The organism is Pedobacter sp. N36a (genome assembly GCF_014472395.1).
Lineage (GTDB): Bacteria > Bacteroidota > Bacteroidia > Sphingobacteriales > Sphingobacteriaceae > Pedobacter.
Map to the genome: position 1 here is coordinate 37,410 of NZ_JACSZW010000003.1, position 25,872 is coordinate 63,281.

Genomic DNA, 25,872 nt, shown 5'->3' on the forward strand with positions numbered 1-25,872 from the left:
AGGGTCTCGTCTTTTATGTCAGGATATTTTTTGATCTTAGGAGCGTCTAATTGTACCCAATAATGCCTTCTAAATACCAAGTACGATTTCCAGTGGTCCTGAATATTGAGTAGGTGTTGAAGTAGTATAAAAATAAAAAACACTTCCATCAGCCTGCCATTCCGAAAATCCATCATTATTAATTGTATTTATCAATTGATAAGCTTCGGGGCCTGATGCCATGAAATGTTGATTTGTCTTGTATCGGATTAATTTGTAAAGAATTACTTGCCCGGGAATTTCGTCTTTGTATGGAAGTTGAAATGCAACTCTTGCATTTACAGAGCTGCTTTTTAAACTATCGGACGGAAGCCTCGTGGACCCTACCTTATCAGCCTTTACTGGCAACTCCTTTTCAATTAAAGCTGTAGATGTTTCTTTCTTGCAGGCAGCGGCTGTTAAAATAAGTAAGGCCAAAGATAAAATTTTGATTTTATAAAGTTTTAAATATTGTTTTGGTGAAATTAAATGTACATTATAAAATTTATAGTCTTAATATTTTTTTAATTAATTTTGTATTGTTTTTTGATAAAAAAATTAATTTTATGTGTTTGCGTTCTTTTTTGTTAACTAATGGTCATTAGTTTTTTAAAAACGAAATAAATTAACTTTTGATGTGGTTTTTGGTAAACTAGTTTGGCCTTGAGTTTTCTGTACAAAAACTAAGATTTGATGATTGTATTTTTGATTATACGCTGCTCAGCTACGTAAAAAAGAGAAACGAAGCAAAGGAAGAGAAGATATCGTTTTTCTCCAGGCTTTGGAAAAAAATTAAAATGTTAGCGGCGAACTGCCTGATAAAACTTTTTAATTTTCAGCATCACTGTATTCTTGCCAATTTCAATAGGGCTAAGAAATATGAGGGTGTCCTTTGCTTTTTGTTTCCGTTCTGGTGCCCTTGCAGATAAGAAGCGGAAAGGGGTAACCAGCAACAACCTGATTTTTGTCAGCAAGTTGTTTTCAGATTTCAATTTCAGCGCGTTTGCCAGATAGTATTTGTGAAGGATCTTATTACTCTCTGTAAAGCCCTGGAAAAGATTAACCCTGTATTCGCTTTGTAAGCGGTTCTCAGGCATATAATGTTGAAAGATGAGGTTCGCGTCATAATACAATTTATAACCTGCCAAGATTAATCGCTGGCAATATTCAGCATCCTCTCCTGCGGTCAGTTGCTTGCCTGACCTTCCTGTCAATAGAGAAGGGAAACCAATATACATTTTTTGATATAAGGACGTACGGGTGCCCAACCCGGCACCCCATAAATGCCCGTTGGCCGTAACGTCGCCAGTTTGCGGCCCTTGCTTTCCGGTTGCATACCCTTCTTCGTAGTCTTTAAACCAGACTGGCAATGCAGGTAGATCGCATACTGCGATTCCTTGTCCGCCAACAGCACCGACTTCAGGATGGCTATCCAGGATAGCATACATTTTTTCTAGGTAATCCGGTTGCAGCCAGTTGTCGTCATCACAAATCAACAGGTATTCATAGTTTGCCCTCGCAGCGCCTTGCTCCAATGCATAAATCTTTCCAGGCTTTTGCTCAGAAAGCACGGTAAATGGAACGGATGGTAGATTATATTTATTCCATTCTGTTTGTGCAACGGCTGCAGAATCATCTTTGGAAGCATTGTCTATCACAATAAGTTCCCATTGAAATGTAGGTCTTGTCTTTTGTGAAGCAAGATGTTCAATGGTTTTGGCAAGCCTGGAGGCGCCATTATAGGTACAGACAAGAACAGTAATTCCTTTATTCATTTGTTTATTTCTTCTTTCGCTTGAATTTCTTCCAGATCGCAATCGGGACTAATTTAAGCATACTTGTTTTGGTAGACAGAGAGTTGTTAAACAGCTTTTTTACGGCCGCTTTATTGGTTCTATCGATGGTGTCTTTTACTTGCCAGTAATCAATGAATTTTTTCTTATAAGCGCGGTAATACTGACGTTCCGTAATTAATTGATCGATATACATCATATTGAGGATCCGAAGTTCTTCCACAAAATTCAATCCACTCTGGTAAGCTTTTCCACTCACATCATTGCCATGTTTTCTGAAGTAATTCAGGATTTTTCCAGAGATATGGACTTTGCCAAACCTCGACAGCTGGATCCAGAAAAACCAATCGCCGCAAAAGCGGAAGGTGGTCAGCTCTTCAGGGATCTGTTCAAATTTATCCTTCCTCCAGATCGCCATACTGGCATTAAAAATAGCCACAGGTACCGATAAATAGTTTTGAATAAATTGGTTTCCGTCTACGGTTTCCGACAATACACGGTGGTTGGACTGGAAAATAATGTCGTGTTGATCATTCACACAGTAGGACTGGCAATAACTAATCACCGTGTCCTTATCTTTTTCTATGCCGGCAACCAAGGTTTCCAGCAGTGTAGGCTCACACCAATCGTCACTTTCAGCAATCCATACATAGATGCCCTGAGCGGCATTTACCCCCTTTTTCCATTGCTTAAAGGTACTGCCGCTATTTTGTTCATTAAAAATAAGCTGGGTCACTTTAGGATGGTTGCGGTATTGCTCTAAAACTTTCCTGCTGTCGTCCGTAGAACAATCGTCCATCAGAATGAGTTCAAAGTCCTGATAAGTCTGAGAAAGGATACTTTCTATCCTTTGTTCCAAATATTTGGCATGATTGAAATTAGGGACAATAACAGATATTCTAGGCATGAGATAGAGGATTAGGAGGTAAAAATAATGGTTTCTATAGGGTAGATTGTGTTTTTAGCGAATTTTTTTTAGCTGCCATAAAATACTTTTCATGAATTCGGAACGGCCATAGGTATTTAGACATCTTCTGGTGTATTCATTGATCAGATCTTTTGAGAAATCGTCGACCAGACTAACCGAGGTGTTGCTTTCGATTCCAAGATGTTTATAGATCAGTTGTTCCAGACTGCCAACAATCTTTTGAGCTTTATATGCGTTTACAATTTTCTCTTTTGAAGCAGAAGACAAGCGGGTTCTCGCCGCCTCATCTTCATAAAGATATTGGAGTGCTGAGGCGATTTGATGTTGATCAGCTTTGGTCACCATTCCGGTTTTGTGGTGGTCTACCAGTTCTATTTGTGCATTGTCGCGGTCTTCGGTACTGATCGTTAAGACAGGTGTGCCAGCCGTCATCGCTTCTGCAATCACCATTCCAAAGCTTTCTCCAATAGCGCTTGCTGCCAGGAAAATATCGATCGTTTTATAGTAGTACAACAGTTCTTGAAGATCAGAGGTGTTTTCGCAGATAATCAGCTTATCTGTAATCCCTAATTTCTGAGCATGGGCTCTCATTTTAGGGGTAGCACCGAGTAATAAGAAGCGTGCGTTGCTTACTTTTTCTGCAAATATTTTGAAACCATCCAGACTGATCAGATCGAATTTATTGTCGTCTGCCCGGCCAATTCTACCGACCACAAAAAAGCCATTCAGGTTTTTCTGTTTTTTGAACTTCAATACTGCCGACGGTTCAGGCAATAACTTACTGAGGTGATCTACGTCGACAGGATAAGGCAGGACTTTTCTTTTACCCTCAAAATTGTCCTTTAACTTTTTGTCCAGCCCCATACGCCTCACCAGAATCATCTTGGAGATGAAAAGATCATAGTCAATTACGTCATAAGTAGCGTTTTCGAATAGGCCAAATACATTAGTTTGAATCACTATTTTCGGCTTATTCCTCTTAATAACCTGGTACAAATCGGGTTCTAAAATACCATTCCCGTGCCAATGTAATACATCAGTTTCTTTTAGTAATTCAGCAAATTGATTCAGATCGCCATTTAGTACCATCACTTTGATGCCTAAATCTTCAATAAGTTTCACTCTGGCACCTCCCTCCAGCAGGGCAACCACGGTTACTTCAAAGCATGATTTGTCGAAAAATTTACTATATAATTGTAAAGCATATTCTGTTCCTCCCAAGCCAAGTTGGTTCACGGCCTCTATTACTTTTATTTTCTTCATAAAATTAGGTTTGATGTTTATCCTTTCTGTTTAGGAAGGAAGAACTGTATAGTGCTCATGCATGTTTTTAAGACTCTCCAGGCCACTTTGTTTTGTTTTAGGAATAAGAACTGCTTCGTCCTTTTTTGCTGTAATTCTGGATACAAAATGTAGTCGTCCTTAAAGGCAGGAAAGTATTTATCCAGCGTAGCCGCCCTTTCTTTTCTCATCCCCACATGATTGTCTACATTAGATGAAAGCCCGGTGGCATCGTAATTGGTGAGTATGCTGTTGATATGTTGATAAGGAACGTCTTTTTTACAAATCGCATAGATGAAAAACTCCCAGTCGGACACAATTTTAAACGATTCATTGTAATAGAAGAATTCATCAAAAAGTGTTCTTCTGATAAAGCTGGCCTGATGAGACAGGTTGTGTTCGTAAAAGAATCCGAAAGTTAGTCGGTCAGGGAAGGTCCTGACGGTCTGTTTACTGATTTCATCATAAATGATATCGCCATAATAGATGTCATGCGCCCCGTTGATTTCATGGTTCACCGTTTTCAGTACATCAGCGTTGTACAGGCTGTCGCCACTGTTTAGAAACAGGAGGTACTCGCCTGTCGCCATTTTGATGCCTTTATTCATCGCATGGTATATACCACGGTCTGGTTCCGACAACCAATGAGTAAATAATGCGACATTTTCCTCCAGCAATTTCTTGCTGCCATCCGTACTGTCACCATCAATAACGAAGAACTCAAAATCTTTATAAGATTGGTCTGCAACGCTTTTTATGGTTTTCTGAAGTCCAGCTTTGTCGTTGTAATTGACGGTAATTATGGAGATTTTAGGATTCATGGGAGGCTTAGGTTAGGCTGATGTTAAACATTATAATTCAGTAGGAATTATAATGTTTTAAACAATTTATCCAATTTTTTGGTGACTTCTGCCGGACTATAGTCTTCGATTGCTTTAATTGAGTTATTCTTAATCGAGGACCAAAGTTCCGGATTTTGATACAACTGTAAAATACGGTTGGCAAAATCATTGGTGCTTTCGGCAACTAGGACATTATGACCATCTTTCAAATCCATGCCTTCTACGCCAATACTGGTAGAAACCACAGGCAATCCAAATTCCATACTTTGGCCTATTTTTCCTTTCATTCCCGCACCATACCTTAATGGGGCAACAAATATCCGATTTTCATAGAAGTAATCAGCCACCTCTTGCAGGTATCCGGGAACAGAAATCCGATCCGAATTATAAGCCAGCAATTCTTTGCTAGGGTCACTGCCCAAAAGGGTCAGGTGGATCGTAGGATCAGCTGCCCATACTTTTGGCATGATCTCTTCTACCAACCATCTTACCGCATCAACATTGGGTTCATGCTTGTATCCCCCGATAAATAAAATGCCCTTACGCTCCTCAAAAGGAGTGTTTTTGTTGTTGGGATTGAGGAAATGTACATTTGGAATGACGAAAACATGGTCAATTCCTTCTCTTTCGAGAATATCTTTTTCAATTCCAGTAACGGTTACGGTGGCATTGCTGTTCAGGGCCAATGCAAGTTCTAGTTTTTTCGTTTTTAAGGACCTGCGTTTCAATTTCTCATTGCCTTCATTTTCGGCCTGACGAAGCATCCTCAAATAATGAAGGTCCACCGTGTCAAAAATGGTCTTGGTATTTTTATTCAGAATTTTCTGATATTTTTTATTCAATGTTGGTCTGGAAATCCAGGCATAATGAAATTCATTCAGTCGCTCTTTTAACTGGTCAACATGGCTTTTTTCAGGAGTTATAGCTAAGATTTCAATACCCATTGCCTGCATTTCCCCAGCATAAGGCTGAGGCGCTTTACCATCTTCCGGTAGGTAAATTACCTTGAAGTCCATACTGATGAAAAGCTTCAACAATTCAAATAATCTTTTTGAACCAGAAGATTTATCGTAAAAAGGAAGGTAGTCGTCTATGACCAAAAGGGTCTTTTTTGAAGTCCCTATCAAAGGTTTCGATCTGCTGGAAGAAATAAGGAGTTGGCTTAACTTTGCGACGATGCCGTTCAGCGCGCCTGGTTTTTTAGAACCATTGTTTAAGCTGGAGTTAGATATAGCTGCCATATAAAATTAACGGGTACTTTCTTTAAGGATGAACTTGATTTGTGAAAAAAGCGACTTCCGTCGGGTATAAAATATTGATTTTAAATTTTTAAGAAGCGTCCAGAATAAAGCCTTGGAAAAAGGTTGCTGCTTCAATACCGCATAACCGTCCAACACTTCTTTGATCAGTGTTTTTGTAGGTTCCGTATTTAAAGGGTGGGTCTGGAACAGACTCAGGTTTTTAATGCGTAAGGCTTTGCCGCTTATTTTGTCTTTACTGGTGGAACTGGAAGCATGCCTTCTGTGTTTTACCAGCGCTAAGTCCAAATAGTCGATTTTACCAAGGCAGGCAGCAGTGTAAGCCATCCACCAATCATAATAAATGCCCTCTGGAAAGGGTAATAAATGGGGTAAAAAAGCTTTGCTCATTAAACAGGTATGTCCGGAAACACAGTTGTTGTAGAGTAAATATGAGGCACAGTGGCCTTTTACAAACCGATGGGTATTGGAAGTCTTCCTGCCGGAAGTATGACCATCCACATCGATTAATAAAGAATCATGGTAAATCAACAAGTTGTTCCCGATTTGGGCAGCCAATTTACTGACTTTGTCAGGTTCCCATATATCGTCCTGATCCGCAATCGCAATGAATGCTCCTTTACACTGTAATAGTGCCGTCTCAAAGTTTTTGTTGAAGCCCAGGTTTTCTTTATTTTGAGCTAAACGGATCTTTGGGTGTTTTTCCTGATACTGCAAAAGCAATTCATAAGTACGGTCTGTCGAGCAATCGTCCAGGATAACAAGCTCAAGATTTGGATAATCTTGTTTCAGCAGAGATTCCATTTGTTCATGCAGGTGCTTTTCACCATTATAGGTGCAAAGTGCAATAGAGATCATTAGGGCTTCCATGATTAGATTTTCTTCTTTAGTCCATGATACATTTTTGCGAAAAACAAAGAGAGGGGATTGCCAGCCAGTTTTCCAAGGAAAGAGCCCGACAAATGGAAAGTAGTGGTATTGGTTTGAATCCACCTGCTTCTAAAAAAGTGGTTATATTTTTTGATGAGGGCTTTGCGGATGGTATAAAAGTCTTCATTTCTATTGCCTTTACTTTTATGGATCACATCAAACGCGATCACATAAGCATGGAATCCGTTCAGCTCTGCCTGTAAACAAAGGTCAGCACCATATAGATGAAAACCTGAAAGATCATTTGATACTTTTAAGCAGGCTTCATTTTTTACAATCAAAAAATTTTCGTCCAGCGCTGCAACTTTTAGCGGGAATTTACCCTTGGTTTTTAAACCGGTATCAGGATAACTGATATGGTATACCACATGATTTGGTGCTGCAGCACCAGCATTGCCACAAAGCCCCCAATTTCTATCTAATGAATCCAGTTCTGAGAGCGCCGCCCTCAGGTCTTGGATATTGTTTTTATGCAGCAGGATGTCCTGATGGCAGATGATCACATATTTTCCTTTTGCTTCTTTTAAAAAGCGATTGATGCCGGTATAGGCATCAAATGTGCATTCCTTACTATTGTCGGCATGTAAAAACTCACAGCAATCTTCGGTAAATCCAAAGGCCAAAAAGCTGGCCAGCATCTCCTGGTATTCCTCTCTTCTGGTGACCAGGCTGCAAATCGAGAATTCATACGGATAATCCGCTGGTTTGATTGCCCGTGATAGCTCAGTAAGGTTTCCCATGATTAGTCATTAAATGCCTGCATGTCTATTAGTCGTCTGTATAAGCCATTATGACTCATCAGCTCGCTATGACTTCCGGTTTCTTTAATTTCACCCTGCTCAATCACCACAATTGTATCTGCATGTTGAATGGTGCTCAAGCGGTGAGCAATCACAATAGAAGTTCTGTTTTGCATCAGGTTGTTTAAAGCCTGCTGAACCAATTTTTCAGATTCTGTATCTAAAGCAGAAGTAGCTTCATCCAACAACATAATTGGCGGATTGGCCAATACCGCTCTGGCGATACAGATTCTCTGTCTTTGTCCACCAGATAACCTGCCGCCTCGATCACCTACGTAAGTTTGGTAACCTTGTTCCTGACCTAGAATGAACTCATGTGCATTTGCAATTTTTGCCGCTGTAATCACTTCTTCTTCTGAAGCATTAGGGTTGGCAAAGGCTATATTGTTGAAAATAGTATCATTGAATAGGAAAGATTCCTGGTTTACAATTCCCATTTTACTGCGGATACTTTCTACAGTTAAGTCTTGATAATTCAGTCCGTCGATTTTAATTACGCCTGATTTTGGGTCATGGAAACGAGGAATTAAATCCATTAAGGTACTCTTTCCACCCCCAGATGGGCCAACCAATGCGATGGTTTTCCCCTTAGGAACGGTCAGGTTAATATTGTTTAGAACCACTTTATCCTGATAACTGAAACTTACATTTTCGAAAGTCAGTGACGCTTTGAATTCTTTTAATTCTATTGCATCTGGTTTATTGACCACTTGTGGTTCAGTATCAATTAATTCTAATACCCTTTCGCCGGCAGCAATACCAGAGTGAATCCCACTAAATGAGTCACTAATGGCTTTAATCGGTTGCATCACCTGCGAGAATACGGCAATATACATGATGAAATCTGAGGCTGTAAATTCTTTGCTTCCGCTCAGTACCAATCCGCCACCGTACAATACAATAATCACGATGACAAAAATCCCTAGAGATTGCGATACTGGGGAGGCTAGTTGCTGCCTTCTTACCATTTTTCTATTCAAATTAGAATAGAACTGATTTTCTGCGTGGAATTTTTCTTTAGTTCTTTCCGTAGAGTTAAAGGCCTTGACGATTTTTATACCACTTAATGCCTCATCCAGAAAACCAATCATTTTTGCAAAGGACTCATGCGTAACAGTAGCCTGTTGTTTTAGTCGTTTTACAATTTTGCTGATAATGAAACCAGAAACCGGAATGATTAACAAAGAGAACAAGGTAAGCTTCACTGAGATACTGAACAACACAAATACATAGAACAGCAATTGTACGGGTTCTTTGAAAACCACCTGCAAGGTGTTGGTTACGGTAAACTGTACCACCTGTACGTCAGAGGATACTTTAGAAATGATATCGCCTTTTCTTTCGTTGTTGAAAAAGCCAATATGCATGTTCATTACATTGTTAAACACCGTTTTTCTAATGTTCAGGAGGGTATGTACCCTCAGGTCTTCCATGAATCGCTGTGATAAGTAACGGAAGAAATTGGAAAGTAATACGGAAGCCAAAATTACCGCACATACGATTTTTAGGGCTTCTTGTTTTCCAAAATGCTCTACGGTAGAAGCGATGTAGTTTTTGAACTGGGCTAATAAATCCCATTGTCCAGCTATCTTCATTGCTCCTTTAGCACTGCTTTGGTCAAAAAACAGGGTGTCCAGCAAAGGCGCCAGCAGCGTAAAGTTGAAGGTGTTGAAAAATACAGCTAATAATGTAGCAATAATATAAGGGATGGCGAACTTCTCAATAGGTTTCGCAAACGACAGTAATCTAAAATATGTCTTCATTAAAAATGATAAAATCGACCAAAGTTACAATTTTTATTTTTGTGCATTAAAGAAGGGCGGGTATCCGAAAATGAGAGCTGTCTTAATCAGGGCCTGTTCGCTAGCCTTGAAGCAGGTACTTGTATTTAAGAAAGGTGCCTAGGGCAATGTAATAACTGATTTTTAAACCAGCCATGCCATCCTGGAAACCCCTTTTGATAAAATAAGATTTCACAAAGCTGACCATAGGGGAGAAAATCATCTTTCCAATTGCGGCGATTTTGCTCAGGTGTTTCCGATCCTTTACTCCTAATCTGGCATAGAGTTCTACTTTCGACTTCAGTTCTTCCTCGCTGCTGTAAGCATAATGAAGAATCGGACTTTTAAAAGTATACAATAACTGACCCTCCTTGAGGACTAGCTTTTCGTGACTGGCAGCATGGTTCCATAAAATTTCTTTAGGGAAGAGGCGGATTTTTTTGTCAGGGTACCAGGCACCATGCTTGATCCATTTACCGCAGTAGTTGTTCAGGCGTCTGAACTCATAAAGCCCCTGCAACTGTGGTTTTTCAGGTTGTATTTCTTTCACTAAAGTGTAGGAAAGGGCCTCGTCAGAATCCAAAGAAAGTATATAAGGGAACCTGGCAGCCTGATGGCCAAGATTTTTAGTGGCCCCATATCCTAACCATGGGGTTTGGATAATCACACAGCCAAAGCTTTCGGCAATTTTCAGTGTGAGGTCTGTGCTGCCTGAATCTACGATCAGAACTTCATCTGCAAGGTTCGCAATGCTGTCCAGACAACATTTTATAGTTTTTTCGGAGTTTTTGGTAATGATGACTGCTGAAATATACATGTGATCCTTAGATGTTTTTTGGTTGGATTCGTGCTAAAGTTTCGGCCTTATAGTTACTGATGATATGGAATAGTGGTTGCTGAGGTACTTTATTTAAGGACAGCAACTGCTGAAATTTTAACTTCTCAATTTTAGCTTCCTTTTTTGTCTTCATAAATGTAAGGAAGGCCTTCAGGTGTGTCCCATTGAGGGTGATTAGGCGTATTGCGATTTCAAGGAAAGTTTGAAGGTACCAGCCTAGTAAAGTAAGTCCGCTTAAATGGATAAAGTGGAGGTAATATTTATTCCTTAGAGTCAGGTATTTAATTTTCTTCTTTTTATTGTATTTGTTGATGGTGGTAGAAACCTGGTGCATGCATTCCGACGTTGGCACATAATACATTTTCCAGCCCATTCTTAAGGCACGGACGGAGAGTTCCACATCCTCCACATAGAAAGGACTGAACAAATCATTATAGCCTTGGAGCTGCAGCAGCTTTTTTCTATCCACCAGAGCATTGGTTCCGCCAAGGAACATGCTCAGGTACTCCGCGTTTTTATCGGTAGGAAGATCGGTTACATAATAGTTTTGATTGGCTTTGATCTTGAACAGGTGTCTGCTGATCAGTTTTCCGCCGCCCTGCAGGATGTCACTATCCCAGTTGAGCACGGTAGCATTGACGCCGAAAGTGTCTGGCTTTTCGAAAAACCGGAGCTGATCGTCAAAGTATCCAGGTAGCAGTTTCACATCATTGTTGAGAATGAGTACCAGATCCATACTGGCTGCATAAATGCCTTTGTTCATCGTCCCTGAAAAGCCCAGGTTGACTTCATTTTTTAAAACAATAATTTCAGGAAAGTTCGCTTTGATGAAGGTGATGGAATCATCGGTCGAATTGTCGTCCACTACGATGATTTCGCTGGAGGAATTAAGGCTAGCAAGCGCGATGACTACACTTGGTAAAACATCCGCTAATAAAGATTTTCCGTTATAATTCGGAATAACAACAGAAATACTAAAATTCATTCGCCTGCTTAATTACATATTGCTTTATTTGTACAAAGATAGATATAATTTAATGCATTCATCTGCTCATTTGCTTACACAATTACGAGAAGGCAGCTTCATTGGACTAGCCAGGGCATTGACACTGGTGGAAAATGACATTGCCCCTTCGGCAGCATTATTAAGGTCGTTGGAGCTGAATCAAACGCCTGTAATTGGAATTACCGGCCCTCCCGGGGCAGGAAAAAGTACATTGGTCAATGCCATAACCATGCATTTAACGGCACAACAAAAGCGAATTGCGATTCTGGCCGTTGATCCGACTTCTCCTTTTAATTTTGGTTCTTTGCTGGGGGATCGGATTCGCATGTCTCAGCATTTCAATAATCCTAACGTATATATAAGGTCTATCGCCACAAGAGGTGCACTTGGTGGGATCTCTGCCAAAACGATAGAAATGGTGGATGTGATCAAAGCAGCCAATTTCGACCTGATTTTCGTAGAAACCGTAGGCGTAGGGCAGTCGGAGATTGAAATTGCCGGATTAGCCGATAAAACGGTAGTGGTACTCGTACCGGAGTCAGGAGATGAAATCCAGCACATTAAATCAGGTCTGATGGAAATTGCGCAGGCTTTTGTCGTAAATAAGGCGGATCGTGATGGAGCGGATACTTTTGCGAACAATCTGCAGAAATTGATGTACCACCAACATCAGCAAACGCCAATCTTTAAAACGGTTGCAGATAAAAATATAGGAATAGCCGCACTTTGTACCTGGCTGATGGAACCTACCGCTGCCGATAATGAACGCCGGCCATTCCTGCTTGCAGAAAAAGCTTTCAAGATCATTCAGCATTACCGGATGGCCAGCTTAGACAAGCGGGCATTGCTGGAAGGGGTTAAGGAGGCACTAAAATCTCCGGATTTTAATATTTATAAATTCACTGACCGCTGGATCAATTCCTAAATGGCTCAATTCGCTTTATAGCTGATTTGTATGTAAAAAAGGAATCGGGTGCTGAACAGGTAGGACAATTGTGCCAAATCAGGAATGTTTTTTGTCAAAAAAACATCTAGCTTGTATTTTTTACACTTTGTCCCTATTTCTATTGATTAAGGAACTTTGTTTTGGTGTAATATTGTTTATTGTGCTGTTTATCAGCTTGTTTTATTTTTTTAAAACAAAAATATAGTTTCATTTGTATATTCTTATTTAGAAAAATATTCAGTTACAGCGGTGTTGGATTTACACAATTATTCATGGTTCGAAACTTTGGAACGGAGTTTGTATATCTATTGTGGGAATTTAAAAAATTGTTTAGTTTTGCTACGCAAAAAATTATACAATTAATTTGTTTAACCTTAAAAAAGAAAATTATGAATTATTCTACTTTAAAAAAGGGTCTTGCAGTCTCTTTCGTAGCGTTAATGGGAGCAACGACTCTTGCTAATGCACAAGAAACTCCAGCGACTTCTTCTTCAGCCAAGGTATTTGGTGGAAGAGGCCAGTACAGATCATGGTCGATCGGTGTAAACGGTGGTGTTTTATCTCCATTTGTTGCTATCGGTGGATCAAATGACTTTACTAACTTCGATGTAAACTTAGGTTATGGTATCTCTTTGAGAAAACAACTAGGTCATGCATTCGGATTAGAAGGTAACATTTTCCGTGGTAAAGTTTCAGGTACTAACAAAGACGCTGTAGGCGGTGCTGTTAATGGTATCAAAGCTTTCGAAACTGAAATGCAATACTCTATTGACTTAAGAGGTGTTGTTAACGTAGCTACTGTAGATTTCTTACGTCGTGAGAACTCAGTAAACTTCTTCGTAACTGCTGGTTACGGTTTAGTTGCTTACAACCCAATCGTTGACGGAAAAGACAACAAAGGTAACTTTGGTGAAAACAGAGATAAAGATTTCGTAAAAGAAGCTTATATCCCAGTTGGAGCTGGTGTTAAATTTAAAGTATCTGACCGTGTGTCATTTAACTTAGGTTACACTATGCACTTCATCGATGGTGATAATTTTGACGGAGTATATGCAAAAGCAACTACTAAAGATAAATTCTCTTACGGTTATGCAGGTCTAGAATTCTCTCTAGGTTCTAAATCTAAACCAAACCTTGACTGGGTTAATCCTTTAGCTTTAATGTATGATGAATTGAAAGATCCTTCATTACGTCAAGAAGTTGAAGCGTTGAAAACTCGTGTTTCTAACGTTGAAAAATCTGTTGAAGATTTGAAAAAAGATTCTGATGGTGACGGTGTTGCTGATCAATTCGATAAATGTCCAGGTACTCCAGCAGGAGTTGCAGTTGATGGTTCAGGCTGTCCTCTACCTAAAGTAGAAGTTGCTGTAGTTGATGCTAGCAATGTAACTGGTTTCGAAAGAATCCAATTTGAATTTAACTCTTCAGTTCTTAAAACTGATTCATACCCTACTTTAGATAAATTATCTTCAGTATTGCGTGATGGTGGTGGTAAAGTAACTGTTAACGGTTATGCTTCAAGCGAAGGTACTGCTGCTTACAACTTAAAATTATCTAAAGACAGAGCTAACTCTGTGAAAACTTACTTAGTTAACTCTGGAGTTAATGCTAGTCAAGTAATCACTAAAGGTCATGGTGAAGCTAATCCAATCGCTTCTAACGATACTGAAGAAGGTCGTATCCAAAACCGTCGTGTTGAATCTGCTAGAAACTAATTATTTCTAAGTAAATATTGAAAAAAGAGGGCTTCATTTTTGAAGCCCTCTTTTTTTTATGCCTACATTTGTGAGACGTATGTATCTATTTAGAAAGAAAGATCCGAACCGACCAACCAATATCAACCTGAGGATTATGCACGTCATTAATGCCGTTGCCATCTCCGTTTTTGTAGCTGGCTTACTATATAAGCTGATCAGCTGGCTATTTTAGCATAAAATAAACCTATATAATTATGAAGCAAATTTTTAATACCGACAATGCGCCGGCTCCGATTGGTCCTTACAGCCAGGCTGTAAAAGCAAATGGTTTCCTATTCTTATCAGGTCAGGTGGCCATCAATCCCTTAAACGGAGAATTGACCATGACTTCCATCTCTGAAGAAACGCACCAGGTAATGAGAAACATTAAAGCAGTATTATTAGAGGCTTCTTATGGCTTTGGTGATATTGTAAAGACCACTATTTTCTTAACCGATATGGCTTTGTTTAATGAAGTGAATGAAGTATACGGTTCTTATTTCGACAGTAAAAGCAATTTTCCTGCCCGCGAAACCGTTGCCGTTAAAGGCTTGCCTAAAGGGGTAAACGTGGAGATTTCTATCATCGCTTGTAAAGGATAAGTTTTGGGGAAGTCTAATCTCAGGTATTTTTTTGCCGGCATTTTATCTTTTGCCATCTGGGGTTTCTTCTCCATTCCATTGAGAAATTTAAAGGCTTTTCCTTCCGAGGAAATCCTTTATTACAGGATCTTTACTTCCCTGGTTTTTCTATGGATGGCGATCCTGGCCTTTAGAAAAAAGCAAATTAGAAAAGACCTGGATTATATCGCCGGTTTAGGCAGAAAGGAAAAGAACACCATCGCCCTGCAGATTGCAGTGTCCACGGTACTCCTAGTCTCCAACTGGTACACTTATATTTATGCCGTAAATAATGTCAGCCTTCAATCTGCAGCCTTTGCTTACATGGTTTGTCCATTGATTACTGCATTTGGTGGCTTTATACTCCTCAAAGAACATTTATCAAAATTAAAACTGATCTCCCTGGCAATTGCCCTGCTGAGTATCATCCTGCTGGCCACCGGCTCCTTTGTAGAAGTCTTGTGGTCGGTAATCATTGCTTCCCTATATGCGTTTTACCTGATCATTCAGCGGAAAATGCAAAACCTGGATAAGCTCAATGTACTGGCCCTTCAGATCGGCCTTGCCGTCATCCTGATGCTGCCATTCTATCTTTTTCAGCATGGCGGTATTCCTGACTCTGCCTGGTTCTGGGGCAACATTATTGTAGTGGCGGTATTCTTTACCATCATCCCATTGTTCCTCAGCCTGTACGCATTGATCGGAATTCCTTCTTCTACTCTGGGTATCATTATTTATGTGAATCCTATTATTGCCTTTAATGTGGCCATCTTTTATTTTGATGAACACGTAGATTCCAATAAACTGATCGCTTATTTCTTGCTGGTGGTCTCTGTTGTCGTATTTAATTGGAGCATCATTAAAGATATCCTTACCTTTAAGAAAAAAAACATTTAACTCTTGTTTGCTTCCAGTTTAGATTCCACTATAGAGTACCTGAAAGGCGTAGGGCCTAAGCGTGCGGAACTCCTGCAAAAGGAGCTGCGTATTTTCACCTACGATCATTTACTCAATTATTTTCCTTTCCGTTATATCGACCGTACCCGGTTTTATAAAGTAAATGAGCTGAACAGCGAATTGCCTTATGTGCAGGTATTGGGTCGGATTACCGGAAAAGAACAGATTGGAGAAAAACATAAGAAAAGGATTGTAGCCCGCCTAACTGACGAAACCGGCTCGATAGAACTGGTCTGGTTTCAAAGTTTGAAATGGATTGATGAAAACGTACAGCGTGGCAAGGTATATATTGTTTTTGGGAAGCCAGCGGCTTTTAACGGAGGCTTTAGTATCTCTCATCCAGAACTGGAAAACTACCCGCGACCAGCAACGATTACCGGAAACCTTCGTTTACAGCCGGTTTATAACTCCACGGAAAAACTTAAAAAATTTTTCCTCGATAGTAAAGGGATTCAGAAATTACAGACGCTGGTATTGGAACAGCACCTGTCGGAAGTAAAGGAAAGTCTGCCAGCTTATATTCTGGATAAATACCAGATGGTGACTAAAAAAGAAGCGCTGCTGAGCATCCATTTTCCCCGTGATGTAAAGGCCTTAAAAGGAGCAGAACGAAGGTTGAAGTTTGAAGAGCTGTTCTATATCCAGTTGCAGCTGCTGCACAATAAGCAAATCAGGGAGTGGAAGTTTAAAGGACATCCATTCAACTCCGTTGGGGAAAGCGTGAATACTTTCTATAAAGAAATCCTGCCTTTTGAACTGACCGGGGCCCAAAAGCGGGTCATCAAAGAAATCAGAACAGACACACAGCGTGGCATTCAGATGAACCGTCTGGTGCAGGGCGATGTAGGCAGCGGGAAGACGGTTGTCGCATTGATGAGCATGTTATTGGCCAAAGACAACGGCTTCCAGGCTTGTATGATGGCGCCTACGGAGATTTTGGCACGCCAGCACTATGAATCGATCACATCGCTGTTAAATGGCCGCCTGGCGAAAGTAGGCATCCTGACCGGCAGCAGCACCAAAAAGCAGCGTACAAAATTACATGCGGAGCTAGAAGCCGGAGAAATTGATATCCTGGTAGGTACCCATGCACTCATTGAAGATAAAGTAATTTTTAAAAACCTGGCTTTAGTGGTCATCGATGAACAACACCGTTTTGGTGTGGAGCAACGGGCTAAACTTTGGCGTAAAAATGCGATTCCGCCTCATATTTTGGTGATGACGGCAACGCCTATTCCGCGTACCCTGGCCATGACCTTATACGGAGATCTGGATGTTTCCTCGATTGATGAATTGCCAGTAGGCAGGAAGCCAATTGAAACCCGTCATTTTTTTGAAGGTCAGCGTTTGCGCATGTTTGGCTTTATGCGGGAAGAGATTGCTAAAGGCCGACAAGTCTACGTGGTTTATCCATTGATCAAAGAAAGTGAGAAGCTTGATCTGCTGAACCTGGAAGCCGGAATTGAGCAGATGAGCTATCAGTTCCCCCGTCCGGATTTTCAGATTAGTATCGTCCATGGGCAGATGAAGAATGCAGAAAAGCAGTTCGAAATGCAGCAGTTTATTGATGGAAAAAGCCAGATTATGGTGGCCACTACCGTAATTGAGGTAGGAGTAAATGTGCCGAATGCTTCGATTATGATCATTGAAAACGCAGAACGTTTTGGGCTGTCACAACTTCATCAGCTGCGTGGAAGGGTAGGCAGGGGTGCTGAGCAGTCGTATTGTATCCTGATGTCCGGAAATAAGCTGAGTGCAGACGGACGTTTGCGCCTGGATACAATGGTGAAAACCAATAACGGCTTTGAGATTTCTGAGATCGATTTGCAGCTGCGCGGTCCTGGAGACCTGACCGGTACACAGCAAAGTGGCGTGCTGGAATTGAAACTGGCCAATCTGGCCACAGATCAATTGATTTTGCAAGAGGCAAGGTCAACGGTGATGGACATTCTAGCGGGAGATCCACAGTTGGAACTCCCTGAAAATAGTCTTTTAAAAACATACCTCGCTAAAAGAAGCAGAGGTATTGCTTTAGATAAAATTTCTTAATTAGTCTTCGTCGCTGCCTGGCAATGATCCTGATCCTGAATATGCTCCTTTTCTGATGATCGGCATACCCAGATGTTTGTATAGGTCATCCAAATGCATCAAACTGCCATTGGTCAGGTTGCCAAGGAAGATTACCACAATGTTCTTCTGTACATCACGCACGTAGATGTGTCTGAATCCATGCCACCATCCTGTGTGGTAAACTACTTTTCTGCCATTCTCACCATCAAACATTCTCCATCCATAACCGTAGTTAAAGTGACCATTGATGGCTTTGTTGTGTCCCTTATACGCAGAGTCCAGACTCGATTTTGTTAGCAATCTGCCATTTTTCAAGGCTTTGTCATACAATACTAAATCGTGGATCGTGCTGTAAATTCCTTTATCCCCAACTGGGCCATCCAGGAAGTTCTGTACGACAGAATATCTCCAGGTACGGTCGTGACCTACTACATCAACAGGGATTTTCGGATATACGGTAGTAGAGTAAACGTGCGTGTTTTTCATTCCCGCAGGTTTGAAAATATGCTCCATCATGTAGTCGGAGTAAGGTTTGCCGGTCACCTTTTCGATGATGGCAGCGAGTACCATATAATTGGAGTTATTGTAATGAAAACGGGTATCCGGTTTGGCATAGCGGTTAGGCTTATGCTCGGCAATGAGGTTCATGACGTCATGGTTACTCATCGGTTTTTTCTTATCTTTCCAGATGCCATCCGTAAAATAAACATAGTTCATCATGCCGCTGCGGTGGGTCAATAACAATTTCACATTGATGCCTTCATAAGGGAAGTTGGGGTAAAATTTCTTTACATCATCGGTCAGTTTTAATTTCCCCTGCTCTATCAATTGCATAATGGCCGTACCAGTGAAGGTTTTGGTAATGGAAGCCAGCTCAAATTCAGAATTGATTTTTAAGCTGTCGCGGTGCAGGTAATCTGCCCATCCAATGGCCTTTTCATATAAGATCTTGCCGTCTTTTGCGACCAGCATATTGCCATTAAATCCGTATTTTTTATGGAGGTTCTGTACAAAGTCAGCAATCCATTTATCCCCCTTGGCAGGATTGTAAACCAATAACAAGCTGTCGGCCTTATCATCTTCCACAGTCCGCTCTTTACTTGGCTCAGCAAGTGCCGCAGGTTTTTTGGAATTTGAACAGGAAAAGAATAATAAGGTGGCTACTGAAGCTGCGGCTAGAATATTACGATAAGTCATGAATAATGATGGTGCTTTAAAGACCGGAAAATTAAGGAATAATAACCTTTTAAACGTAAAAGAGTTTTAAACATTATCAGCACCTATTATTTACCTTATGAAATTGTATACATTTGAAGAATAGCGCTACCATTAAATTATAAAAAACTAAATTTGTCATCACAAAAAAAACACTATGAATTTTAGAACTGAACACGATACCATGGGTGAAGTGCAGGTACCTGCCGATAAATATTGGGGGGCTCAAACCGAACGTTCACGTAATAATTTTAAAATAGGCCCTGAGGCTTCGATGCCAAAGGAAATCATACATGCTTTTGGTTATCTGAAGAAAGCAGCAGCATTAGCAAATACGGAGTTAGGCGTGTTGACCGCAGAAAAAGCAGCATTGATTGCTACTGCTTGTGATGAAGTGATTGCAGGTGCTTTAGATGAGCAGTTTCCTTTAGTGATCTGGCAAACAGGTTCGGGAACGCAAAGTAATATGAATGCGAATGAGGTGATTGCCAATCGTGCACACGTGCTGAATGGTGGTACACTTGCTGATGCGGCGAAAGTTTTGCACCCTAATGATGATGTGAACAAATCACAATCTTCAAATGATACTTATCCAACGGCAATGCACATCGCTGCTTACAAACAGGCAGTAGAGATTACCATTCCAGGATTGGAGAAATTACGTCATACCTTAAGTGGTAAAGTTGCGGAATTCAGCGATATCGTAAAAACAGGCCGTACCCACTTCATGGATGCAACGCCATTGACATTGGGACAGGAGTTTTCAGGATATGTACAGCAAATTGACAACAGTGTTAGAGCGATCAAAAATGCTTTAGTGATGATCTCTGAGCTTGCGCTCGGTGGTACTGCTGTAGGTACAGGATTAAATACGCCTAAAGGTTACGATGTGCTGGTTGCTGCTAAAATTGCAGACCTGACCGGACTTCCTTTTGTAACGGCTCCAAATAAATTTGAAGCCTTGGCAGCACATGATGCCATGGTAGAATTGTCGGCAGCTTACAAACGTACCGCTGTAGCTTTAATGAAAATTGGTAATGACATTAGAATGCTAAGCTCTGGTCCACGTTGTGGTATCGGTGAGATCATCATTCCCGATAATGAGCCAGGTTCTTCTATTATGCCAGGAAAAGTAAATCCTACACAGCCTGAAGCGTTAACTATGGTTTGTGCACAGGTAATGGGTAATGATGTAACAGTTGGTATCGGTGGCAGCAATGGTCATTTTGAACTGAATGTGTTCAAACCGGTAATTGCAGCTAACGTATTACAGTCAGGACGCTTAATTGGTGATGCTTGTGTGTCATTTAATGACAAATGTGCAGAAGGTATTTTACCGAACTTGCCAGAAATTAAAAAACATTTAGAGAACTCTCTGATGCTGGTTACTGCTTTAAATCCTCATGTAGGTTATGAAAATGCAGCTAAAATCGCTAAAAAAGCACATAAAGAAAATAAAACTTTACGCGCTGCAGCAATTGAATTGGATTTACTGACCGGCGAGCAATTCGACGAGTGGGTACGTCCGGAAGATATGGTTGGCAGTTTAAAATAATTTATAAAAATACCCCGATATGTGGAGATTGATATTATCCCTTTTACTGGTTTCAGGTCTGTTTGCCTCTTGCAGCAGACTGCCTAATGTACAGGGGAAAGGTGAGGCTTTTTTGCAGGGTGTTTGGAATCAGGATAGTATACCTCACAAAGAGCAATTGCTGAATTATACCCAGCATAAGTTCAAGTTCACCTGCGACTCGTTCTATGTAGATTTGACAACTTACTCTAAAGTGAACTACTATGCTGATTCTTGTTTTAATAATGGCGTTTGGAAGGAGTATGCCAAAGGAGTTTATGAGGTCCGCAACGACAGTCTGATTTTGGAAGGCACCTATACAAAGGCCAATTATAAACAAAAAGTAACCGGTTGCTATCAAATCGGCAGGTATGTGAGGAGCTTTTTTGTCAAGTCTTTTGAACCGAATAAATTGTCGCTGGTGAATGCCAGTGATCAAAGGGAATGTAACCTGGTCTTGAAAGAAAAGATCGTTTGCGAACCCAAATCGTTATAAGTAAATATTAATTCTAATGAACAAAAAATCGATCAAAAGATCATTGAAAGTTGCCCTAACCGTAGCAGTTATGGCATATCTACCTTTAAATGCAAATGCATGGGGAATGCTTGGCCACCGTATTGTTGGACAAGTAGCAGAAAGTCACCTGACAAAAAAAGCCCTGAAAGGCGTAAGAGGTGTATTGGGCACAGAAAGCCTGGCCATGGCGAGTAACTGGGGCGATTTCATTAAATCTGATACCGCTTATAATTATTTGTACAACTGGCATTTTGTAAACCTTCCTGGTGGATTGGATAAACAAGGGGTATTTAACTTCCTGGATACAGATCATGATGCCAATGTCTACAACAAAACACTGGAAATGGTGGCCATCCTGAAAAACCCAGCTAGTACCGCAGATCAAAAAGTATTGGCATTGCGCATGCTGGTTCACATGGTAGGTGATTTAAACCAACCTATGCACACTGCACGTAAAGAAGATCTTGGCGGCAACAAAGTATATGTAACCTGGTTTGGTGAAAAATCTAACCTGCACAGGGTTTGGGATGAAGCCCTAATCGGTTACCAGCAGTTGAGTTATACAGAATATGCGGATGCCATTAACCACCCGACTAAAGATCAGTTGAGGGCATGGAAAAGCAATTCTTTAAAAGATTTCGTTTATGGTTCTTATGAAGCCTGCAATAGAATTTATGCAGAAACAAAACCAGAAGCGAAGTTGAGTTACAAATACAATTATGACTTTGCAGGTCTCCTGGATGCACAATTGCTAAAAGGTGGGATTTGCTTAGCCAATATTCTAAACGAAATTTATAGCTAAGAGATATGAAAATTCTAATGGTTTGTCTGGGCAATATCTGCCGTTCTCCGCTAGCGGAAGGGGTGATGCGTCATTTGGTGGAAGCAGAAGGTTTGGATTGGCAGATTGCTTCTGCTGGTACCGGCGACTGGCATATCAACGAGCCTGCCGATAAAAGAAGTATCGCCATCGCAAAAAAGCATGGTTATGACATCTCCAAACAAAGAGCCCGACACTTTAATGTGGATCACTTTGAAGCATTCGACAAGATTCTGGTCATGGATCAGCAGAACGAAAAAGATGTCTTGAGGTTGGCAGATGAAGCGCATCACCGTGAAAAAGTAATGCGCTTCTTACCGGAAAATCTGGAAGTTACAGATCCTTATTTTGATGATAAATTGTTTGAACCCGTGTTTCTTCAAATCGAAGCCCGCTGCAAACAAATTCTGGAAGAAATAAAGACTCAATCTTAAGCCCATTACCCTTTATGGAATCACCAAAACTGTTTATGCTGATGCTAGGCTGTACACCGCCACCACGTCGGATTGAACAACATGACATGCTTTTCTCTATCGCGCCAGCCCTGAAAGATTTGAAACAGGAAATTCTTGATTGCTGGCCCGAAGCAGGAGAAAAGATCCACATAGATGCCTGGCGTGAAGTAAGAGCTGTTGATGGCTACCAGATAGAAATAGTGCCTGTAGGTACTTTAAAAGAAGCACAGGAGCACAAACTGTTTTTCATGAACCTCGGCGGGTATAAACGTAATGAGTTTGATGAGCCGCACTATAAACTGCTCATCGTTGCTCCTAATATGGCAAGCGCGATACAGCAAGCCAAACAAACCGCATTCTACAAACATGCCGGTTTTGAAGGTGCCACTTCTCATATTGATGATAAGTACGGTGTAGATGTGGATGATGCTTTTGAGGTAGTCGATGTATTGCCTGAATCCATTAAAAGCAATTACGAACTGAAAATCACTTTAAAAGAAGGATTGCCAGAGGATGAAATCCATTTAGGCTATTTTAAGCTGAGCAGGCTTTAAAAATCAGAAAAATCTGAGGGATGGAGGAAAGTATAAAATTTAAGCAAGCAATAAAGTAAAAAATATCTGAGGAACTAAAAAAAAACCTAGTATTCAGCACTAAATGGAGTTCCATAAAAAACGGGAGTTTTTCTTTGAAGACCTGTGAATATTTGCATTTCCGCAAAGATTCGAGGCTGAAAAGAGAACTCCCGTTTTGTTATTCCGCACGATCTCAAATGCGCAGAACCTTTATTTAAACCCCAAATTCTTTATCGAGGTAATCTGTTACTTTCACAATCGCATCGTCAATCGTATCGCTTAAAATCGTGAAGAACGAACCAGGACGTGCAGTGGCCATAATGTATTTCAAACAGTCATCGCCATTGTTATTGATGATGATGTCCATATCTGGTTTCAGCTCACGGATCCCAGTAATCAACAAGTCGATCAGCTCCTGCGGAGGTCTGCCACGAAGGTATTTCTCCTGACAAATAATGATCTTATCAAACATCTGCGCCGAGATCCTGGCAATCTCTAAATTGTCTGAATCTCTTCTATCGCCTGTGGCAGAAATTACGCCAATATGCTCCGTTGCATCTACCGTTTTCAGGTAAGACTTGATGCCATTAAAACCATCCGGATTGTGTGCAAAATCAACCATGATCTTAAACTCCTTGAATTTGAAAGTATTCATCCTGCCTGGTGTCTGTGCAGCAGAAGGAATGAACGTTTCCAGAGACATCCTGATGTCTTCAATTTTATAACCGCAAAGGAAGGTCGCAAGCGTTGCCGCAAGTACATTCTGGATCATAAATTCGACACTGCCGCCAAAGGTTAAAGGCACATGGGTTACTTTTTCTACCCTGATTTTCCAGTCTCCTTTTTTAACCGTGATGTATCCGTTTTCATAAATAGCCGCAATACCGCCGCCTTTACAATGCTCTACTATGACTGGATTTTTCTCGTCCATACTGAAATAGGCGATGTTACAATCGGCAGCATTGGCAATCTTAATACAATACTTATTGTCTGCATTTAATACGCCCCAGCCACTTCTCTTCACCGATCCGATGATCACCGATTTCACTCTTGCCAGGTCGTCCAGCGTATGAATGTCGGAAATGCCAAGGTGGTCTTCCTGAATATTGGTAATGACCCCGATATCGCAGTGGTTGAAGCCCAGACCCGCTCTAAGGATACCTCCTCTTGCAGTTTCCAGCACCGCAAATTCTACGGTAGGGTCTCTAAGGATAAACTCGGCGCTGACAGGTCCGGTGGTATCACCTTTCATCAGCATCGTGTTCTGCACATAAATTCCGTCAGAAGTCGTAAAACCTACTCTGGTACCGTTACTTTTTACAATATGTGCGATCAATCGGGTGGTGGTAGTTTTACCATTAGTACCGGTGACTGCAATAATCGGAATTCTGGTCGATTTTCCAGGAGGGTATAACATATCAATCACAGGAGCAGCAACGTTCCTTGGCAAGCCTTCACTTGGCGCAAGGTGCATCCTGAATCCTGGAGCTGCATTGACTTCCAGTACTACACCACCATTTTCTGTCAGCGGCTGTGTTAAGTTTTCTGCCATGATATCAATACCGCAGATGTCCAGCCCGATTACTCTGGAAATGCGTTCAGAGATGAATACATTTTGAGGGTGAACCAAGTCTGTTACGTCAATTGAAGTGCCGCCTGTACTTAGGTTAGCCGTAGATTTCAGGTATACAATTTCTCCTTGTGGCGGAACGGTCTCCAGTGTATATTCTTTTTTAGCCAATAAGTCTAGGGTATCCCTGTCTACACTGATTTCAGTCAGTACATTTTCATGTCCGTAACCTCTTCTTGGATCAAGGTTTTCTTTGTCGATGAGTTCCTGAATGCTCAGCTGACCATTTCCAGTCACATGTGCAGGAACGCGTAATGCTGCAGCCACCATTTGATGGTCGATCACCAGGATTCTGAAATCGTAACCGGTAATGAACTTCTCAATAATGACTTTCTTAGAATACTGCTGTGCATATTCAAAAGCGGCTTTCGCAGCCTCATCGGTCTTTACATTAATGGTGGCGCCCTTTCCATGGTTCCCATCCAATGGTTTAAAGACCATCGGATAGCCTACAGTTTTGATGGCTTGATCCAGCTCTTCCGGATTCCATATCGTTACCCCTTTTGCCACGGGAATTGCCGAATCCTGAAGTAAACGTTTGGTTTCATCTTTATTGCAGGCGATATCTACGGCGATGGAGTTTGTTCTTTCGGTCATGGTAGCGCGGAAACGAACTTGATTTTTGCCGTAACCCAATTGCACCAATGAGCTTTTATTTAACCTGATCCATGGGATGTCTCTTGAAATGGCTTCATCAACGATAGAGCCTGTACTTGGACCTAAACGTTCCAGCTCCCTGAGTTCGCGCATCTTTTGAATGTCGTGTTCCAGGTCGTAATCTGTACCGGCAATTAATGCTTCTGCGATTCTTACGGCCGATTCTGCGGCATAAAGACCTGCTTTTTCTTCTAAATAGCTGAAAACAACGTTATAAATACCTTCAGTTTTGGTTTGGCGTGTTCTGCCAAATCCAGTATCCATACCAGCAAGTGTCTGGATTTCTAAAGCGATATGCTCAATCACATGACCCATCCAAGTGCCTTCTTCGATCCTCATGAGTAAGCCTCCGGGTTCGCCTTTGGAACAGCGATGTGTATATAGGGTAGGAATTAATTTTTCGATTCGTTCTCCAAATCCCTCAATCAAATTGGTAGGATACTGTTCCATTTCCTCCAGGTCCAGTCGCATTTGAATTAATTTTTTTCTTTTGATAGACCATATATTTGGTCCGCGGAGCACCTGTATGCCTAATATTTTCATTCTAGATTTGTTATTTTGTGTTGGTAGTGACCATATTACGGGGAAGTTATCAGTTTCTTGGATAAGGTCGAACGAAGAGAAT

The 25,872-nt window shown here is 40.9% G+C and carries 24 protein-coding genes; 11 read left to right on the plus strand and 13 right to left on the minus strand.

The features are described from left to right. Window positions 1–69: 69 nt before the first annotated feature. The 11 genes from H9X96_RS06595 to H9X96_RS06645 form a co-directional block, all read right to left on the minus strand. Window positions 70–456 carry a hypothetical protein gene (locus H9X96_RS06595; protein WP_187665550.1) on the minus strand — a complete coding sequence of 129 codons (387 nt, stop codon included), beginning with the start codon at window positions 454–456 and terminating at the stop codon, window positions 70–72. Window positions 457–818: 362 nt separating this feature from the next. Beyond that, window positions 819–1,793: a glycosyltransferase family 2 protein gene (locus tag H9X96_RS06600; RefSeq protein WP_187665551.1), complete on the minus strand. Its 975-nt coding sequence runs from the start codon at window positions 1,791–1,793 to the stop codon at window positions 819–821. Window positions 1,794–1,797: 4 nt separating this feature from the next. Continuing rightward, window positions 1,798–2,718 carry a glycosyltransferase family 2 protein gene (locus H9X96_RS06605; RefSeq protein WP_187665552.1) on the minus strand — a complete coding sequence of 307 codons (921 nt, stop codon included), beginning with the start codon at window positions 2,716–2,718 and terminating at the stop codon, window positions 1,798–1,800. Window positions 2,719–2,772: 54 nt separating this feature from the next. Continuing rightward, entirely contained in the window at window positions 2,773–4,002 is a 1,230-nt protein-coding gene (locus H9X96_RS06610) for a glycosyltransferase (protein WP_187665553.1), read from the minus strand. Window positions 4,003–4,019: 17 nt separating this feature from the next. After that, window positions 4,020–4,841 (minus strand): glycosyltransferase family 2 protein, encoded by an 822-nt coding sequence (locus tag H9X96_RS06615; protein WP_187665554.1) that lies wholly within the window; start codon window positions 4,839–4,841, stop codon window positions 4,020–4,022. A 47-nt stretch (window positions 4,842–4,888) separates the two neighbouring features. Beyond that, window positions 4,889–6,103 (minus strand): glycosyltransferase, encoded by a 1,215-nt coding sequence (locus H9X96_RS06620; protein ID WP_187665555.1) that lies wholly within the window; start codon window positions 6,101–6,103, stop codon window positions 4,889–4,891. Window positions 6,104–6,109: 6 nt separating this feature from the next. After that, window positions 6,110–6,991, minus strand: coding sequence for a glycosyltransferase family 2 protein (locus tag H9X96_RS06625; protein ID WP_187665556.1), 882 nt, complete (start codon window positions 6,989–6,991; stop codon window positions 6,110–6,112). Window positions 6,992–6,993: 2 nt separating this feature from the next. Continuing rightward, entirely contained in the window at window positions 6,994–7,791 is a 798-nt protein-coding gene (locus H9X96_RS06630) for an acyl esterase (protein WP_187665557.1), read from the minus strand. A 2-nt stretch (window positions 7,792–7,793) separates the two neighbouring features. Then, window positions 7,794–9,614: an ABC transporter ATP-binding protein gene (locus H9X96_RS06635; RefSeq protein WP_187665558.1), complete on the minus strand. Its 1,821-nt coding sequence runs from the start codon at window positions 9,612–9,614 to the stop codon at window positions 7,794–7,796. Between the two features lie 100 nt (window positions 9,615–9,714). Beyond that, window positions 9,715–10,449 (minus strand): glycosyltransferase family 2 protein, encoded by a 735-nt coding sequence (locus H9X96_RS06640; RefSeq protein ID WP_187665559.1) that lies wholly within the window; start codon window positions 10,447–10,449, stop codon window positions 9,715–9,717. A gap of 7 nt (window positions 10,450–10,456) precedes the next feature. Continuing rightward, window positions 10,457–11,455, minus strand: a complete 999-nt coding sequence (locus tag H9X96_RS06645; protein WP_187665560.1) for a glycosyltransferase family 2 protein — start codon at window positions 11,453–11,455, stop codon at window positions 10,457–10,459. A gap of 52 nt (window positions 11,456–11,507) precedes the next feature. On the opposite strand from H9X96_RS06645, the gene meaB reads away from it, so the two are divergent. The 6 genes from meaB (at window position 11,508) to recG (ending at window position 17,784) form a co-directional block, all read left to right on the plus strand. After that, complete coding sequence (meaB, locus tag H9X96_RS06650; RefSeq protein WP_187665561.1) at window positions 11,508–12,401, plus strand: methylmalonyl Co-A mutase-associated GTPase MeaB; 894 nt, start codon at window positions 11,508–11,510, stop codon at window positions 12,399–12,401. A gap of 410 nt (window positions 12,402–12,811) precedes the next feature. Then, the gene (locus H9X96_RS06655; RefSeq protein ID WP_187665920.1) at window positions 12,812–14,137 is read left to right on the plus strand and encodes an OmpA family protein; all 1,326 of its coding nucleotides are present in this window, start codon (window positions 12,812–12,814) and stop codon (window positions 14,135–14,137) included. Window positions 14,138–14,216: 79 nt separating this feature from the next. Further along, on the plus strand, window positions 14,217–14,351 hold the full coding sequence (locus tag H9X96_RS23070; RefSeq protein ID WP_370576720.1) for a DUF6728 family protein: 135 nt from the start codon (window positions 14,217–14,219) through the stop codon (window positions 14,349–14,351). A gap of 22 nt (window positions 14,352–14,373) precedes the next feature. Next, entirely contained in the window at window positions 14,374–14,760 is a 387-nt protein-coding gene (locus H9X96_RS06660; protein ID WP_187665562.1) for a RidA family protein, read from the plus strand. Window positions 14,761–14,763: 3 nt separating this feature from the next. Then, window positions 14,764–15,675, plus strand: coding sequence for an EamA family transporter (locus H9X96_RS06665; protein WP_187665563.1), 912 nt, complete (start codon window positions 14,764–14,766; stop codon window positions 15,673–15,675). Between the two features lie 3 nt (window positions 15,676–15,678). Beyond that, a complete protein-coding gene (gene recG / locus H9X96_RS06670; protein WP_187665564.1) occupies window positions 15,679–17,784 on the plus strand; it encodes an ATP-dependent DNA helicase RecG in 2,106 nt (701 codons plus the stop codon). Here recG and H9X96_RS06675 read toward each other — a convergent pair whose 3' ends face one another. Next, window positions 17,785–19,002, minus strand: coding sequence for a serine hydrolase (locus H9X96_RS06675; RefSeq protein WP_187665565.1), 1,218 nt, complete (start codon window positions 19,000–19,002; stop codon window positions 17,785–17,787). Window positions 19,003–19,177: 175 nt separating this feature from the next. Here H9X96_RS06675 and fumC point away from each other — a divergent pair, with 175 nt between their 5' ends. The 5 genes from fumC to H9X96_RS06700 are packed head-to-tail and all read left to right on the plus strand — an operon-like array spanning window position 19,178 to window position 22,939. Beyond that, window positions 19,178–20,575, plus strand: coding sequence for a class II fumarate hydratase (gene fumC, locus H9X96_RS06680; RefSeq protein ID WP_187665566.1), 1,398 nt, complete (start codon window positions 19,178–19,180; stop codon window positions 20,573–20,575). A gap of 19 nt (window positions 20,576–20,594) precedes the next feature. Then, window positions 20,595–21,089 carry a fumarate hydratase gene (locus H9X96_RS06685; protein WP_187665567.1) on the plus strand — a complete coding sequence of 165 codons (495 nt, stop codon included), beginning with the start codon at window positions 20,595–20,597 and terminating at the stop codon, window positions 21,087–21,089. Window positions 21,090–21,105: 16 nt separating this feature from the next. Next, entirely contained in the window at window positions 21,106–21,912 is an 807-nt protein-coding gene (locus H9X96_RS06690; RefSeq protein WP_255431029.1) for a S1/P1 nuclease, read from the plus strand. Between the two features lie 5 nt (window positions 21,913–21,917). Then, a complete protein-coding gene (locus tag H9X96_RS06695) occupies window positions 21,918–22,364 on the plus strand; it encodes a low molecular weight protein-tyrosine-phosphatase (protein WP_187665568.1) in 447 nt (148 codons plus the stop codon). A gap of 14 nt (window positions 22,365–22,378) precedes the next feature. Further along, the gene (locus H9X96_RS06700) at window positions 22,379–22,939 is read left to right on the plus strand and encodes a DUF1543 domain-containing protein (protein WP_187665569.1); all 561 of its coding nucleotides are present in this window, start codon (window positions 22,379–22,381) and stop codon (window positions 22,937–22,939) included. A 235-nt stretch (window positions 22,940–23,174) separates the two neighbouring features. Here H9X96_RS06700 and cphA read toward each other — a convergent pair whose 3' ends face one another. Beyond that, entirely contained in the window at window positions 23,175–25,790 is a 2,616-nt protein-coding gene (cphA, locus tag H9X96_RS06705; protein ID WP_187665570.1) for a cyanophycin synthetase, read from the minus strand. Between the last annotated feature and the right edge of the window lie 82 nt (window positions 25,791–25,872).

What these genes read in the sequence shown, in the direction of transcription:
- H9X96_RS06620 (WP_187665555.1), bottom strand. Translation starts at nt 6,103, where the DNA reads ATGGCAGCTATATCTAACTCCAGCTTAAACAATGGTTCTAAAAAACCA.
- H9X96_RS23070 (WP_370576720.1), top strand. Translation starts at nt 14,217, where the DNA reads ATGTATCTATTTAGAAAGAAAGATCCGAACCGACCAACCAATATCAAC.
- H9X96_RS06630 (WP_187665557.1), bottom strand. Translation starts at nt 7,791, where the DNA reads ATGGGAAACCTTACTGAGCTATCACGGGCAATCAAACCAGCGGATTAT.
- H9X96_RS06640 (WP_187665559.1), bottom strand. Translation starts at nt 10,449, where the DNA reads ATGTATATTTCAGCAGTCATCATTACCAAAAACTCCGAAAAAACTATA.
- H9X96_RS06605 (WP_187665552.1), bottom strand. Translation starts at nt 2,718, where the DNA reads ATGCCTAGAATATCTGTTATTGTCCCTAATTTCAATCATGCCAAATAT.
- H9X96_RS06685 (WP_187665567.1), top strand. Translation starts at nt 20,595, where the DNA reads ATGTGGAGATTGATATTATCCCTTTTACTGGTTTCAGGTCTGTTTGCC.
- meaB (WP_187665561.1), top strand. Translation starts at nt 11,508, where the DNA reads ATGCATTCATCTGCTCATTTGCTTACACAATTACGAGAAGGCAGCTTC.
- H9X96_RS06645 (WP_187665560.1), bottom strand. Translation starts at nt 11,455, where the DNA reads ATGAATTTTAGTATTTCTGTTGTTATTCCGAATTATAACGGAAAATCT.
- H9X96_RS06675 (WP_187665565.1), bottom strand. Translation starts at nt 19,002, where the DNA reads ATGACTTATCGTAATATTCTAGCCGCAGCTTCAGTAGCCACCTTATTA.
- H9X96_RS06615 (WP_187665554.1), bottom strand. Translation starts at nt 4,841, where the DNA reads ATGAATCCTAAAATCTCCATAATTACCGTCAATTACAACGACAAAGCT.
- H9X96_RS06625 (WP_187665556.1), bottom strand. Translation starts at nt 6,991, where the DNA reads ATGGAAGCCCTAATGATCTCTATTGCACTTTGCACCTATAATGGTGAA.
- H9X96_RS06635 (WP_187665558.1), bottom strand. Translation starts at nt 9,614, where the DNA reads ATGAAGACATATTTTAGATTACTGTCGTTTGCGAAACCTATTGAGAAG.
- cphA (WP_187665570.1), bottom strand. Translation starts at nt 25,790, where the DNA reads ATGAAAATATTAGGCATACAGGTGCTCCGCGGACCAAATATATGGTCT.
- H9X96_RS06600 (WP_187665551.1), bottom strand. Translation starts at nt 1,793, where the DNA reads ATGAATAAAGGAATTACTGTTCTTGTCTGTACCTATAATGGCGCCTCC.
- H9X96_RS06660 (WP_187665562.1), top strand. Translation starts at nt 14,374, where the DNA reads ATGAAGCAAATTTTTAATACCGACAATGCGCCGGCTCCGATTGGTCCT.
- H9X96_RS06695 (WP_187665568.1), top strand. Translation starts at nt 21,918, where the DNA reads ATGAAAATTCTAATGGTTTGTCTGGGCAATATCTGCCGTTCTCCGCTA.
- fumC (WP_187665566.1), top strand. Translation starts at nt 19,178, where the DNA reads ATGAATTTTAGAACTGAACACGATACCATGGGTGAAGTGCAGGTACCT.
- H9X96_RS06610 (WP_187665553.1), bottom strand. Translation starts at nt 4,002, where the DNA reads ATGAAGAAAATAAAAGTAATAGAGGCCGTGAACCAACTTGGCTTGGGA.
- H9X96_RS06700 (WP_187665569.1), top strand. Translation starts at nt 22,379, where the DNA reads ATGGAATCACCAAAACTGTTTATGCTGATGCTAGGCTGTACACCGCCA.
- H9X96_RS06690 (WP_255431029.1), top strand. Translation starts at nt 21,106, where the DNA reads ATGAACAAAAAATCGATCAAAAGATCATTGAAAGTTGCCCTAACCGTA.
- H9X96_RS06655 (WP_187665920.1), top strand. Translation starts at nt 12,812, where the DNA reads ATGAATTATTCTACTTTAAAAAAGGGTCTTGCAGTCTCTTTCGTAGCG.